The organism is Streptococcus mitis (assembly GCA_001560895.1).
GTDB classification, from domain to species: domain Bacteria; phylum Bacillota; class Bacilli; order Lactobacillales; family Streptococcaceae; genus Streptococcus; species Streptococcus mitis_Q.
Genome location: CP014326.1, coordinates 1,808,432 through 1,822,447, shown reverse-complemented (window position 1 = coordinate 1,822,447; position 14,016 = coordinate 1,808,432). Strand labels below are relative to the sequence as shown.

Genomic DNA, 14,016 nt, shown 5'->3' with positions numbered 1-14,016 from the left:
GGAAAGAATATGACTGAATACAAAAAAATTATCGTGACAGGTGGAGCTGGTTTTATCGGTTCCAACTTTGTCCACTATGTTTACAAGAATTTTCCAGATGTTCATGTGACAGTATTAGACAAGTTGACTTATGCTGGGAACCGCGCTAATATTGAGGCAATTTTAGGTGATCGTGTTGAGTTAGTTGTTGGGGACATTGCGGATGCAGAGTTGGTAGACAAGTTGGCTGCTCAAGCAGATGCTATCGTTCATTATGCAGCGGAAAGCCACAATGACAATTCGCTGAATGATCCATCACCATTTATCCATACAAATTTCATCGGAACCTATACTCTTTTAGAAGCAGCACGTAAATACGATCTTCGTTTCCACCATGTATCTACAGACGAGGTTTATGGTGATCTCCCTCTACGCGAGGATTTGCCAGGTCATGGTGAAGGTCCAGGTGAGAAATTTACTGCTGAAACAAAATACAACCCAAGCTCTCCGTATTCATCAACCAAGGCTGCTTCAGACTTGATTGTCAAAGCCTGGGTGCGTTCTTTTGGAGTCAAAGCAACGATTTCCAACTGTTCAAATAACTACGGTCCTTATCAACACATTGAAAAATTTATCCCACGTCAGATTACCAACATCCTAAGTGGAATTAAGCCAAAACTTTACGGTGAAGGAAAGAACGTTCGTGATTGGATTCATACCAATGACCATTCTTCAGGCGTTTGGACAATCTTAACAAAAGGTCAAATCGGTGAAACCTACTTGATTGGGGCTGATGGCGAGAAGAACAACAAGGAAGTTTTGGAACTTATCCTTAAGGAAATGGGACAAGCTGCGGATGCCTATGATCATGTGACTGACCGTGCAGGACATGATCTTCGTTATGCGATTGATGCAAGTAAACTCCGTGATGAGTTGGGCTGGAAACCAGAATTCACCAACTTTGAAGCTGGGCTCAAGGAAACAATCAAGTGGTATACAGATAATCAAGAATGGTGGAAAGCAGAGAAAGAAGCTGTTGAAGCTAATTATGCTAAGACTCAGGAGATTATTACATTATAAAAAGCAGGAAATAACTGCTTTTTATTGCTATAGTGGAAAGAGTTACATATTAGAAAGGTCTATAGATGATTTTAATTACAGGAGCAAAAGGCCAATTAGGAACTGAACTTCGTTATTTATTGGATGAGCGTAATGAAGAATACGTAGCAGTAGATGTGGCTGAAATGGACATTACCAATGCAGAAATGGTTGAGAAAGTTTTTGAAGAGGTGAAACCAACTTTAGTCTACCACTGTGCAGCCTACACCGCTGTTGATGCAGCAGAGGATGAAGGAAAAGAATTGGACTTTGCCATCAATGTTACAGGGACAGAGAATGTCGCAAAAGCATCTGAAAAGCATGGTGCAACTCTAGTTTATATTTCTACCGACTATGTCTTTGACGGTAAGAAACCAGTTGGACAAGAGTGGGAAGTTGATGACCGACCAGATCCACAGACAGAATATGGACGCACTAAGCGTATGGGGGAAGAGTTAGTTGAGAAGCATGTGTCTAATTTCTATATTATCCGTACTGCCTGGGTATTTGGAAATTATGGCAAAAATTTCGTTTTTACCATGCAAAATCTTGCGAAAAATCATAAGACTTTAACAGTTGTAAATGACCAGCACGGTCGTCCGACTTGGACTCGTACCTTGGCTGAGTTCATGACCTACCTGGCTGAAAACCGCAAGGAATTTGGTTATTATCATTTGTCAAATGATGCTACAGAAGACACAACTTGGTATGATTTTGCAGTTGAAATTTTGAAAGATACAGATGTGGAAATCAAGCCAGTAGATTCAAGCCAATTTCCAGCAAAAGCTAAACGTCCGCTAAACTCAACAATGAGCCTTTCTAAAGCTAAAGCTACTGGATTTGTCATTCCAACCTGGAAAGATGCCTTGAAAGAATTTTACAAACAAGAAGTAAGATAAGCAATAGAATGATTTTTCTAGTCTAATAAAAGAGGCAGGTAATAAACTCCAAAGGAGCTTAAGATGTACGATTATCTTATCGTTGGTGCTGGTCTTTTTGGTGCAGTCTTTGCCCATGAAGCAGCCTTAAAAGGAAAAAAAGTAAAAGTCATTGAAAAACGAAATCATATCGCGGGTAATATCCATACTCGTGAAGAGGAAGGAATTCAAGTTCATCAGTATGGTGCTCATATTTTCCATACTTCTGATAAGGAGATTTGGGATTATGTAAATCAGTTTGCAGAGTTTAACCGTTACACAAACTCTCCAGTTGCAAACTATAAGGGAGAGATTTATAACCTTCCTTTCAATATGAATACTTTCAATAAACTTTGGGGAGTTGTAACGCCAGCAGAAGCACAAGCTAAGATTGATGAGCAACGTGCGGTTTTAAATGGTAAAACTCCTGAAAATTTGGAAGAACAGGCGATATCTCTTGTAGGTACAGACATCTACGAAAAATTAATCAAGGACTATACAGAGAAACAGTGGGGCAAGCCAACTACGGAACTTCCAGCCTTTATCATTCGCCGTTTGCCAGTACGCCTGACCTATGATAACAACTATTTTAACGATACCTATCAAGGAATTCCAATTGGTGGTTATACTCAGATAGTTGAAAAAATGTTGGATCATGAAAACATTGATGTAGAAACAAATGTTGATTTCTTTGCCAATAAAGAGCAATATATGAAGGACTTCCCTAAGATTGTCTTTACCGGTATGATTGATGAATTCTTCGATTATAAGTTGGGTGAACTAGAGTATCGTAGTCTTCGTTTTGAAAATGAGACCCTGGATATGGAAAATTACCAAGGAAATGCAGTTGTGAACTATACGGATGCTGATACCCCATATACTCGCATTATTGAACACAAACATTTTGAGTTTGGGAGTCAAGCAAAGACTATCATTACTAAAGAACATTCCAAAACATGGGAAAAAGGTGATGAGCCTTATTATCCAGTTAATAATGATCGTAATAATCATTTGTATAAATCGTATAAAAAATTGGCCGATGAGCAAGGGAATGTTATCTTTGGTGGTCGTTTAGGACACTATCGTTATTACGATATGCACCAAGTAATTGGAGCAGCCTTGCAGTGTGTGAGAAATGAGTTAGATTAAATAAGTAAAATTGACCACCAGTTCTCATTTATAAAAGTATTAAAAATTTCTTGACTATGTAATGTAGTTGAGGGATTTTTTGATATTATTCATATTTTTGCAAACTTATTGTTTAAAAAATAATTTTCAAAAATTCAGAAAATTGTATTGACAGGACTTGAAAAAGGGTCTATAATGAATAAAAAAACAAAGGAGAAGACTATGAAAACAAGAAAAGTATTGGCTCTTGCGGGAGTGACTTTATTAGCAGCGGGTGTTTTAGCTGCTTGTTCAGGGGGCTCAGGCGCTAAAGGTGAACAGACCTTTGCATTTACATACGAGACAGATCCAGATAATCTCAACTATTTAACAACCAGTAAGGCAGCTACTTCAAACATTACTAGTAATGTCATTGATGGATTACTTGAAAATGACCGCTATGGGAATCTTATTCCCTCTATGGCAGAAGACTGGACAGTTTCTAAGGATGGCTTGACTTATACTTATAAGATTCGTCAGGATGCCAAGTGGTATACTGCAGAAGGTGAAGAGTATGCTCCTGTTAAGGCACAGGACTTTGTGACAGGTCTTAAATATGCAACAGATAAGAAATCACAAGCCCTTTACTTGGTACAAGATTCAATCAAAGGTCTAGATGCCTATGCAAAAGGTGAGACTACAGACTTTGCTCAAGTTGGGATTAAAGCCCTTGACGATCAAACAGTCCAATACACCTTGAACAAACCTGAAACTTTTTGGAATTCTAAAACAACTATGGGTGTACTTGCGCCAGTCAATGAAGAGTTTTTGAACTCAAAAGGGGATGATTTTGCCAAAGCTACGGATCCAAGCAGTATCTTGTATAATGGTCCTTATTTGTTAAAATCTCTTGTGGCTAAATCTTCCGTTGAATTTGCGAAAAATCCTAACTACTGGGATAAGGACAATGTTCATGTTGACAAGATCAAATTGTCATTCTGGGATGGTCAAGACACCAGCAAACCAGCAGAGAATTTTAAGGATGGAAGCTTTACAGCAGCTAGACTTTATCCAACAAATGCAAGTTTTGCAGAGCTTGAGAAGAGTATGAAAGACAATATCGTTTATACTCAACAAGACTCTACGACTTATTTAGTAGGGACAAATATTGACCGTCAATCTTATAAACACACATCTAAGACCAGCGACGAACAAAAGACTTCTACCAAAAAGGCTCTCTTAAACAAGGATTTCCGTCAGGCTATTGCCTTTGGTTTTGACCGTACAGCCTATGCTTCACAAGTGAACGGTGCTAGTGGTGCCAGCAAAATCTTGCGTAATCTCTTTGTTCCACCAACATTTGTTCAATCAGATGGTAAAAACTTTGGCGATATGGTCAAGGAAAAATTAGTAACTTATGGAGATGAATGGAAGGATGTTAATCTTGCCGATGCCCAAGATGGTCTTTACAATCCAGACAAGGCTAAGGCTGAATTTGCGAAGGCTAAGTCAGCTTTACAGGCAGAAGGCGTGACCTTCCCAATTCATTTGGATATGCCAGTTGACCAGACAGCAACTACAAAAGTTCAACGCGTACAGTCTTTTAAACAATCGGTTGAAGAAACCTTGGGTGCAGATAATGTCGTAATTGATATTCAACAATTACAAAAAGATGAAGTCTTGAATATTACCTACTTTGCTGAGACAGCAGCTGGGGAAGATTGGGATATTTCAGATAATGTTGGTTGGAGTCCTGACTTTGCCGATCCATCAACTTACCTCGATATTATCAAACCATCAGCTGGTGAAAACACTAAAACCTACCTTGGCTTTGATGCTGGTACAGATAATGCTGCAGCTAAAACTGTTGGTCTAAACGACTATGAGAAATTAGTAACTGAAGCTGGAAATGAGACAACAGACGTAGCAAAACGTTATGATAAATACGCAGCTGCACAAGCTTGGTTGACAGATAGTGCCTTGATTATCCCAACAACAACACTTACTGGTCGCCCAATCTTGTCTAAGATGGTACCATTTACGATGCCGTTTGCCTTCTCTGGTAACAAGGGGACAAGCGATCCGCTCCTATACAAATACTTGGAACTTCAAGACAAGGCAGTCACTGTAGAGGAATACCAAAAAGCCCAAGAAAAATGGATGAAAGAAAAAGAAGAATCCAATAAAAAAGCGCAAGAAGACCTTGTGAAACATGTGAAATAAAGGTAAGGGAGTTTGGTTTGTAGCCGACTCCTTTATATGTCTTTCTAGTAGAGGGAGTTGAATCTAGAATAATACAGCCTATTGAGTCTACAATACTACACCATTGTTTCTAGAACATTGTTAGAAATTATACTCAATGAAAATCAAAGAGCAAACTAGAAATCCAGTCGCAGACTGCTCAAAAAACTGTTTTGAGGTTGTAGATAAGACTGACGAAGTCACTCACATATATATATATATATATATATAGCAAGGTGAAGCTGACGTGGTTTGAAGAGATTTTCGAAGAGTAGAGTTTGAATTTCCTAATCAATTTGTTCACATTTTATTTCAATCTACTATATAAAAATCCTGAGAATTTCTAGTTCTCAGGATTTTCGTTTACTGTTGTGGTTGTTGTTGAACTTGAGGGGCCTGTGGTTGCTGTTGGATTTGTTGGCCAGGTTGTCCCTGATTTGGATTTGTTGGAGCAGGATTATTTGATTGTTGACCAGGAGTAGGTGTTACTTGGGTAGTTGAACTTTCAGTTGTTGTAGAGGGATTCTCTACATCTGATTGTGTTTGTTGTGTATCAGGAGTACTCCATGTATTTCTTGCTCCGTTTAGGAATACGAACTGCCCGTTTCTATATAGTCCCTCAGGCATTGTCCAATCTCCAGGATGGTTATTTTGAGTAAGGTAGCTCATCATGCTACGATAAACTCTAGCAGCAACTGTGAGACCATCACCTACAATAGGAGTGAGACGGTTGGTATAACCTGTCCAAACGGCCATAGAATACTTACGAGTATAACCAACAAACATTTCATCTGGAGCTACATAGCCAGTGTTCTTGATGTGTTTTTCAATTTCATCATCTGTGTAGTTAGAAGTACCTGTTTTACCTGCTTGAGGAATTCCAGGCAGATAGGCGTTGTAACCTATTCCAGATGTCAAGACTGTTTTCATCATTTCTGTCATCATGTAGGCAGTAGACTCTTTCATAGCTCTTGTACCAGCGTCAGAAAATTCTTTTTCACTACCATCACTAAAGACGATTTTATTGATGTACATTGGTTTGTGGTAGATACCGCCATTAGCGAATGCAGCGTAAGCCGCAGCCATTTTCTCACTGCTTGCACCGTACTGTTTACCAGATTCAGTTGTATTACTTGAAATAGCATTTGAATAGTGCATTACAGGATAGTCGATGCCTAAACCATTTAGGAAGTTTTTAGCTCTATCTAAACCAACCTTGTTTAGTGTTTCAACAGCAGGTACGTTACGAGATTGTTGAAGGGCATATTGCAGAGTAATGTTACCAAAATATGCTCTATCCCAGTTGTAGAGAGGGGTACTTGTTCCAGGATAGTTATAAGGAATATCGTGGACAGTAGCTGCAGTTGAATCATATACACCGTATTCTAAGGCTGGGGCATAATCAGTGATTGGCTTCATGGTTGATCCCCAGTCACGGTTGGTTTCCACAGCTTGGTTGGTACCAAATGAAACGTTGCTTGCTTGGTGACGAGCTCCAAGTTGGGCGATGACTTTACCATTGGAAGTATCTACGATAGTTGAGGCTACTTGAAGGTCATCATCTGGATAAGAGACATATTCATCTGTATTGTAAATATCCCAAAGTCTTTGTTGAATGTCCTTGTCTACATTGGTGTAGACTTCCATTCCAGTAGTAAGAAGATTATATCCCGTTTCGTGCTCTACTTGTTCAATAACCTCTTTTAGATAGTTATCCATATACGCTGGATAAGTAGCAGCTGACTTAAGACTTTGTAAACCATCAGTGATAGGTGTGTTGATAGCTTTTTCATATTGTTCAGCACTAATGTAATCTTGTCCTCTCATTTCTGAAAGAACCAAATTACGACGGTCCAACGCTGCATCTGGATGAGAGTAAGGATCGTATTGGTTGGGTGCCTGTGGCATACCTGCTAGCAAAGCTAATTGAGGTAGAGAGAGGTCTTTTAAGTCTTTTCCGTAGTAATTTTGGGCTGCTGTCTGCATACCATAGTTACCATTTGACATATAGACCTTATTGATGTAGTAGGTAAGGATTTCTTGTTTGGTAGCTTTTTGTTCCAATTGGATAGCGAGCCAAGCCTCTTGTGCTTTTCGAGAGATGTTTTGATCCGAAGTTGATGTTGAGAAATAGGTTAACTTAATCAACTGCTGGGTTAGGGTTGATCCACCTTGTAAAGAATTACTTTGTAAGTTACGTAAGAAGGCTCCCATAATACGAATTGTGTCTATCCCTCTGTGGTCAAAGAAGCGATGGTCTTCGATAGACACGATGGCTTTGACTAAATCAGTAGGAATTTCATTGGCCTGAGCGTTCACTCGGCGTTCAGAGCCCAGGTCGGCAATGAGTTCGTTATTATTGTCGTAAATTTTGCTAGAAGTTGTCGCAACTAATTTACTATCTGATAGGGCTGGAGCTTTGCTCACAAAATAGAGGAAAACTCCTCCACCCAATAGAAATAATGCGATAAAGAGAGTTAGGAAAAAAATCCCAGTATACTTTACTATTCGCATAAGAATGTATTTATTCATCTTGTTTACCACCTAGTAAATGTTCTTTGATGACATCGAGATAGGGAATTTGCGGAAATGCCCCTAGTTTTATCTGGTAACCGTATTCTCGTATGTATCCAAGTGGCATTGATTTTTGCCCCTTATCTTGATGATAGAAGCGAATCAAATCATGTGCCGGTAATAAGTAGGTTTCTTGCTGAGAAGAAAAGTGAAGAAGGACAAAGCAGATTCCTTGTTGGGCAAGGACTTGTTCCATATGCTGAATCTGATGTGGATGGAAATTTTTCATCGGAATCGCACGTTTTTGTTTTGTTTCCTTGGCTTCAAAGTCGATGTAATATCCTTTATAAACGCCAGAATAGTCTGTCGTTGAAGCTTGTCGAAAATAGGCTTCAACAATCTTGGCACGACTTCGTTGTGGATAGTCCACTCGTACGATTTGAATAGGAGTCGGTTTTTTGTGTATAACTGCCAATCCCTGAGACAAATAGTAGTCGTTGGTAGCATTGATCATCTTTTCAAAAGACATTCCTCGATTTGCGAAATTTTTTGGTTGAGAAAGAGATGTTTGTCTTTTTTTTGATGAAATTTTATGAGGATAGTTGACCATAATTCTCCTTATTGGTACAATAACATCACTCTATTATATCATAAATTTGCACAGGAAGGGTTAAAAATGACTACAGCTTTGGTTTTAGGCTATTCTGCTTTTGATTTGGGTTTGTTTTCTGACAAGGATCCTCGTCTTAAATTGATTAAAAAAGCGATACGTAGGGATTTAGAAGCTATGGCAGAAGATGGGGTGACTTGGCTTGTATTTACCGGAACTTTGGGTTTTGAATATTGGGTTTTAGAGGTTGCTCAGGAAATGAAGACCGAATACGGTTTCCACTTGGCTACCATTTTTGCTTTTGAAACACATGGGGAAAATTGGAATGAAGGTAATCAGATGAAACTGAGCCGCTTTAAGCAGGTAGACTTTGTCAAATATGCCTATCCTCGTTATGAACACAAAGGTCAGTTAAGAGATTACCAGCAGTTTTTATTGGAAAATACGAATAGTTCTTATCTTTTTTATGATGAGGAAAATGAAACGAGACTAGCTTATTTTTACCAAAAGATGAAAAATCAAGAGGACTATTTTATAAAGAGATTAACATTTGATCAGTTAAATGAACTTGCTGAAAATTTTTCCGAAAATTGAAGCTTTGACCTTGATTTTTGTTTGGCTTTTTTTATATAATAATACTAGCAAGCGAGAATGGAGAGAGACATGGCAAGTATTATTTTTTCAGCGAAAGATATTTTTGAACAAGAGTTTGGACGTGAAGTCCGTGGCTATAGTAAAGTAGAAGTTGATGAGTTTTTAGACGATGTCATCAAGGACTATGAAACCTATGCGGCCTTGGTCAAGTCACTTCGTCAGGAAATTGCGGATTTGAAGGAAGAATTAGCTCGTAAACCAAAACCTTCACCAGTTCAAACAGAACCCCTTGAAGCGGCAACTACAAGTTCTATGACGAATTTTGATATTTTGAAACGCCTGAATCGATTGGAAAAAGAAGTTTTTGGTAAACAAATTTTAGATAACTCAGATTTCTAAGTAGTTATTTGAGGTGTGCAATTTTTGGATAATCGCGTGAGGAGAGTTGCTTCTCATGAGGAAAGTCCATGCTAGCACAGGCTGTGATGCCTGTAGTGTTTGTGCTAGGCGAAACCATAAGCCTAGGGACGAGAAATCGTTACGGCAGTTGAAATGGCTAAGTCCTTGGATAGGCCAGAGTAGGCTTGAAAGTGCCACAGTGACGGAGTCTTTCTGGAAACGGAGAGAGTGGAACGCGGTAAACCCCTCAAGCTAGCAACCCAAATTTTGGTCGGGGCATGGAGTACGCGGAAACGAACGTAGTATTCTGACTGCTATCAGCTAGAGCTGTTAGTGGTAGACAGATGATTATCGAAGGAAGTGGTCCTAGTCACTTCTGGAACAAAACATGGCTTATAGAAAATTGCATATAGGTTGGGGCTGAGAAATTTTCTCAACCTCATTTTTTAAAGTGGACATATAGAAAGGTCTTGCAAGACTGTAACATGAAAAAAGAATTTAATTTAATTGCAACTGCTGCAGCAGGTCTTGAAGCTGTTGTGGGACGAGAAGTGCGAGAGTTGGGCTACGATTGTCAGGTTGAAAATGGACGTGTTCGTTTTCAAGGAGACGTGAGAGCTATTATTGAAACCAACCTTTGGCTTCGGGCAGCAGATCGTATCAAGATCATCGTAGGAACTTTCCCAGCTAAGACTTTTGAAGAGCTGTTTCAGGGAGTTTTCGCTTTAGATTGGGAAAATTATTTACCACTCGGAGCTCGGTTTCCGATTTCCAAGGCCAAATGTGTTAAATCTAAACTTCACAATGAGCCAAGTGTACAGGCTATTTCTAAGAAAGCTGTTGTCAAGAAATTGCAGAAACACTATGCTCGCCCAGAAGGTATTCCACTAATGGAGAATGGCCCAGAGTTTAAGATTGAGGTCTCTATTCTCAAAGATGTGGCAACTGTCATGATTGATACGACAGGGTCTAGCCTCTTTAAACGTGGTTATCGTACCGAAAAAGGGGGAGCACCTATCAAGGAAAACATGGCGGCAGCTATTTTACAACTTTCTAACTGGTATCCAGACAAGCCTTTGATTGATCCGACCTGTGGTTCGGGGACTTTCTGTATCGAGGCTGTCATGATTGCTCGAAAGATGGCACCAGGACTTCGTCGCTCTTTTGCATTTGAGGAGTGGAACTGGGTCAGCGATCGCTTGATTCAGGAAGTGCGTACAGAAGCGGCTAAAAAAGTAGACAGTGATCTTGAACTGGATATTATGGGCTGTGATATTGATGCTCGCATGGTGGAAATTGCTAAAGCTAATGCTCAGGCAGCTGGTGTTGCAGGAGACGTTACTTTTAAGCAGATGCGCGTGCAGGATTTACGTTCTGATAAAATCAATGGCGTGATTATCTCCAATCCGCCATATGGAGAACGTTTATCAGATTATGTAGGAGTTACCAAGCTCTATGCTGAGATGGGGCAAGTATTCGCACCATTGAAAACTTGGAGTAAGTTTATCCTAACTAGTGATGAAGCATTTGAAAGCAAATACGGTAGTCAGGCGGATAAGAAACGTAAGTTATACAACGGAACCTTGAAAGTAGATCTGTATCAATATTTTGGTCAGCGTGTTAAACGCCAAGAGTTAAAATAGAAAGGGATACTCATGAGTAAGATAAGACGGAATCGTCATAAGGCAGAACATCAAGAACCTCAATTTGATTTTGAAGATGCCAAAGAGCTAACGGTTGGACAAGCCATGCGTAAAAACGAAGAGGTGGAAGCAGGTGTATTGCCTGGAGATTCTATCTTAGACAAGTATGTAAAGCAACATAAAGATGAAATTGAGGCAGATAAGTTTGAAACGCGTCAGTTTAGTAAGGATGATTTAGTTGAAAAAGAAGAGGTAGAGGAGCCTCAGACTCTGGATAATTTGCTTCAAGAGCTTCGTGAGGAAACAGGAGTAACTTCTATAGCCCCAGAAGATGAATTGGGTCAGTTTGATGATTTAGAATTAACACGAGTTTCAGAAGCTCCTCTTGTCGAAGAATTGGAGACTGAAGAAGTACAATTGTTTGAAGGGGAAGAAGTCCCAACATTTTCTCGAGTTACGGATAGTGAAGATGGAGAAAGTAAGAAGAAATGGTTGATTTACGGGATTCTAGCAGCCGTATCGGTTCTTATCCTTGGAACTGCTTATTATGTCTATCGTCAAGTAGCGCGTTCGACCAAGGAAATTCAGACTTCTCAATCAACCACAAATACGCAGGCAGAAGTAGAAGAATTTAATAATTTATACGATGCCTTCTACACTGATAGCAATAAAACAGCTTTGAAGAATAGCCAGTTTGATAAACTGAGTCAACTCAAAACCTTGCTTGATAAACTGGAAGGTAGTCGCGAACATGCACTTGCTAAATCGAAATATGACAGCTTAGAAACGCAAATCAAGGCCATCCAAGAAGTCAATGCTCAATTTGAAAAACCAGCTATTGTGGATGGTGTTTTGGATACCAATGCCAAAGTCAAATCGGATGCTAAATTTACGGATATTAAAACTGGCAATACTGAGATTGACAAAGTGCTAGATAAGGCTATTAGCCTTGGTAAGAGCCAGCAAACAAGTGCTTCAAGCTCAAGTTCAAGCCAAACTAGCAGTTCTAGTCAAGCAAGTTCAAATACGACTAGTGAGACAAAACCAAGTAGTTCAAATGAGACTAGAAGTAGTCGAAGTGAAGTCAATATGGGTCTCTCGAGTGCAGGGGTTGCTGTTCAAAGAAGTGCTAGTCGTGTTGCCTATAATCAGTCTGCTATTGATGATAGTAACAACTCTGCCTGGGATTTTGCGGATGGTGTCTTGGAACAAATTTTAGCGACTTCACGTTCACGTGGCTATATCACTGGCAACCAATATATCCTTGAACGTGTTAATATCGTTAATGGCAATGGTTATTACAACCTCTACAAGCCAGACGGAACCTATCTCTTTACCCTTAACTGTAAGACAGGATACTTTGTTGGAAATGGTTCTGGCCATGCGGATGACTTGGACTACTAAGCAGTCGTTACAAAATTCTTTCTTTTCAAAAGTAAAAATGATAAAATAAAACAAATTAAACAAGAGGAGTGTCAAATGACAAAAGCTAACTTTGGTGTCGTAGGTATGGCCGTAATGGGCCGTAACCTTGCCCTAAATATTGAATCTCGTGGTTACACAGTTGCTATTTACAACCGTAGTAAAGAAAAAACTGAAGATGTAATTGCTTGCCATCCTGAAAAGAACTTTGTACCAAGCTATGACGTTGAAAGTTTTGTAAACTCAATCGAAAAACCTCGTCGTATCATGTTGATGGTTCAAGCTGGACCTGGTACAGATGCTACTATCCAAGCCCTTCTTCCACACCTTGACAAGGGTGATATCTTGATTGACGGAGGAAATACTTTCTACAAAGATACCATCCGTCGTAATGAAGAATTGGCAAACTCAGGTATCAACTTTATCGGCACTGGGGTTTCTGGTGGTGAAAAAGGTGCCCTTGAAGGTCCTTCTATCATGCCTGGTGGACAAAAAGAAGCCTACGAATTGGTTGCGGATGTTCTTGAAGAAATCTCAGCTAAAGCACCAGAAGATGGCAAACCATGTGTGACTTACATCGGTCCTGATGGAGCTGGTCACTATGTGAAAATGGTTCACAACGGTATTGAGTATGGTGACATGCAATTGATCGCAGAAAGCTATGACTTGATGCAACACTTGCTAGGCCTTTCTGCAGAGGATATGGCTGAAATCTTTACTGAGTGGAACAAGGGTGAATTGGACAGCTACTTGATCGAAATCACAGCTGATATCTTGAGCCGTAAAGACGATGAAGGTCAAGATGGGCCAATCGTAGACTACATCCTTGATGCTGCAGGTAACAAGGGAACTGGTAAATGGACTAGCCAATCATCACTTGACCTTGGTGTACCATTGTCACTCATCACTGAGTCAGTATTTGCACGTTACATTTCAACTTACAAAGAAGAACGTGTACATGCTAGCAAGGTGCTTCCAAAACCAGCTACCTTCACATTTGAAGGAGACAAGGCTGAGTTGATTGAAAAAATCCGTCAAGCTCTTTACTTCTCAAAAATCATTTCATACGCACAAGGTTTTGCTCAATTGCGTGTAGCTTCTAAAGAAAACAACTGGAACTTGCCATTTGCAGATATCGCATCTATCTGGCGTGATGGCTGTATCATCCGTTCTCGTTTCTTGCAAAAGATTACAGATGCTTACAACCGTGATGCAGACCTTGCGAACCTTCTTTTGGATGAATACTTCTTGGATGTTACTGCTAAGTACCAACAAGCAGTGCGTGATATCGTAGCTCTTGCGGTTCAAGCTGGTGTGCCAGTACCAACTTTCTCAGCAGCTATTACTTACTTTGATAGCTACCGTTCAGCTGACCTTCCAGCTAACTTGATCCAAGCGCAACGTGACTACTTTGGTGCCCACACTTACCAACGTAAAGACAAAGAAGGAACATTCCACTACTCTTGGTATGATGAAAAATAAGTAGGTCTGC

The 14,016-nt window shown here is 39.8% G+C and carries 11 protein-coding genes and 1 other RNA gene; 10 read left to right on the top strand and 2 right to left on the bottom strand.

Going from position 1 to position 14,016, the window contains the following annotated elements; genetic code table 11:
- The first annotated feature begins 9 nt into the window (after positions 1–9).
- The 4 genes from AXK38_08500 to AXK38_08485 all read left to right on the top strand — a co-directional run bounded on the left by AXK38_08500 (position 10) and on the right by AXK38_08485 (position 5,324).
- Positions 10–1,059, top strand: coding sequence for a dTDP-glucose 4,6-dehydratase (locus tag AXK38_08500; GenBank protein AMH89276.1), 1,050 nt, complete (start codon positions 10–12; stop codon positions 1,057–1,059).
- Between the two features lie 65 nt (positions 1,060–1,124).
- Positions 1,125–1,976 carry an NAD(P)-dependent oxidoreductase gene (locus AXK38_08495; GenBank protein AMH89275.1) on the top strand — a complete coding sequence of 284 codons (852 nt, stop codon included), beginning with the start codon at positions 1,125–1,127 and terminating at the stop codon, positions 1,974–1,976.
- A gap of 63 nt (positions 1,977–2,039) precedes the next feature.
- The gene (locus AXK38_08490; GenBank protein AMH89274.1) at positions 2,040–3,143 is read left to right on the top strand and encodes a UDP-galactopyranose mutase; all 1,104 of its coding nucleotides are present in this window, start codon (positions 2,040–2,042) and stop codon (positions 3,141–3,143) included.
- Between the two features lie 201 nt (positions 3,144–3,344).
- Positions 3,345–5,324, top strand: coding sequence for a peptide ABC transporter ATP-binding protein (locus AXK38_08485; GenBank protein AMH89273.1), 1,980 nt, complete (start codon positions 3,345–3,347; stop codon positions 5,322–5,324).
- A 381-nt stretch (positions 5,325–5,705) separates the two neighbouring features.
- On the opposite strand, the gene AXK38_08480 is transcribed toward AXK38_08485, so the two are convergent.
- Together AXK38_08480 and AXK38_08475 are read right to left on the bottom strand one after the other, a co-directional pair.
- Positions 5,706–7,874, bottom strand: coding sequence for a penicillin-binding protein (locus AXK38_08480; GenBank protein ID AMH89272.1), 2,169 nt, complete (start codon positions 7,872–7,874; stop codon positions 5,706–5,708).
- Entirely contained in the window at positions 7,867–8,466 is a 600-nt protein-coding gene (locus tag AXK38_08475) for a Holliday junction resolvase RecU (protein AMH89271.1), read from the bottom strand. The genes AXK38_08480 and AXK38_08475 overlap by 8 nt, the downstream gene beginning before the upstream one ends.
- A gap of 66 nt (positions 8,467–8,532) precedes the next feature.
- On the opposite strand from AXK38_08475, the gene AXK38_08470 reads away from it, so the two are divergent.
- From AXK38_08470 to AXK38_08445, 6 genes are all read left to right on the top strand, one after another.
- Complete coding sequence (locus tag AXK38_08470; GenBank protein AMH89270.1) at positions 8,533–9,060, top strand: hypothetical protein; 528 nt, start codon at positions 8,533–8,535, stop codon at positions 9,058–9,060.
- Between the two features lie 69 nt (positions 9,061–9,129).
- Complete coding sequence (locus tag AXK38_08465) at positions 9,130–9,459, top strand: cell division protein GpsB (protein AMH89269.1); 330 nt, start codon at positions 9,130–9,132, stop codon at positions 9,457–9,459.
- Between the two features lie 20 nt (positions 9,460–9,479).
- An RNA gene (gene rnpB, locus AXK38_08460) (RNase P RNA component class B) lies at positions 9,480–9,860 on the top strand.
- 84 nt (positions 9,861–9,944) lie between these two features.
- A complete protein-coding gene (locus AXK38_08455; protein AMH89268.1) occupies positions 9,945–11,102 on the top strand; it encodes an N-6 DNA methylase in 1,158 nt (385 codons plus the stop codon).
- 12 nt (positions 11,103–11,114) lie between these two features.
- The gene (locus AXK38_08450; GenBank protein AMH89267.1) at positions 11,115–12,506 is read left to right on the top strand and encodes a Holliday junction resolvase; all 1,392 of its coding nucleotides are present in this window, start codon (positions 11,115–11,117) and stop codon (positions 12,504–12,506) included.
- A 75-nt stretch (positions 12,507–12,581) separates the two neighbouring features.
- On the top strand, positions 12,582–14,006 hold the full coding sequence (locus AXK38_08445; GenBank protein AMH89266.1) for a phosphogluconate dehydrogenase (NADP(+)-dependent, decarboxylating): 1,425 nt from the start codon (positions 12,582–12,584) through the stop codon (positions 14,004–14,006).
- The last annotated feature ends 10 nt before the right edge of the window (positions 14,007–14,016 follow it).

What these genes read in the sequence shown, in the direction of transcription:
- AXK38_08500 (AMH89276.1), top strand. Translation starts at nt 10, where the DNA reads ATGACTGAATACAAAAAAATTATCGTGACAGGTGGAGCTGGTTTTATC.
- AXK38_08495 (AMH89275.1), top strand. Translation starts at nt 1,125, where the DNA reads ATGATTTTAATTACAGGAGCAAAAGGCCAATTAGGAACTGAACTTCGT.
- AXK38_08490 (AMH89274.1), top strand. Translation starts at nt 2,040, where the DNA reads ATGTACGATTATCTTATCGTTGGTGCTGGTCTTTTTGGTGCAGTCTTT.
- AXK38_08485 (AMH89273.1), top strand. Translation starts at nt 3,345, where the DNA reads ATGAAAACAAGAAAAGTATTGGCTCTTGCGGGAGTGACTTTATTAGCA.
- AXK38_08480 (AMH89272.1), bottom strand. Translation starts at nt 7,874, where the DNA reads ATGAATAAATACATTCTTATGCGAATAGTAAAGTATACTGGGATTTTT.
- AXK38_08475 (AMH89271.1), bottom strand. Translation starts at nt 8,466, where the DNA reads ATGGTCAACTATCCTCATAAAATTTCATCAAAAAAAAGACAAACATCT.
- AXK38_08470 (AMH89270.1), top strand. Translation starts at nt 8,533, where the DNA reads ATGACTACAGCTTTGGTTTTAGGCTATTCTGCTTTTGATTTGGGTTTG.
- AXK38_08465 (AMH89269.1), top strand. Translation starts at nt 9,130, where the DNA reads ATGGCAAGTATTATTTTTTCAGCGAAAGATATTTTTGAACAAGAGTTT.
- AXK38_08455 (AMH89268.1), top strand. Translation starts at nt 9,945, where the DNA reads ATGAAAAAAGAATTTAATTTAATTGCAACTGCTGCAGCAGGTCTTGAA.
- AXK38_08450 (AMH89267.1), top strand. Translation starts at nt 11,115, where the DNA reads ATGAGTAAGATAAGACGGAATCGTCATAAGGCAGAACATCAAGAACCT.
- AXK38_08445 (AMH89266.1), top strand. Translation starts at nt 12,582, where the DNA reads ATGACAAAAGCTAACTTTGGTGTCGTAGGTATGGCCGTAATGGGCCGT.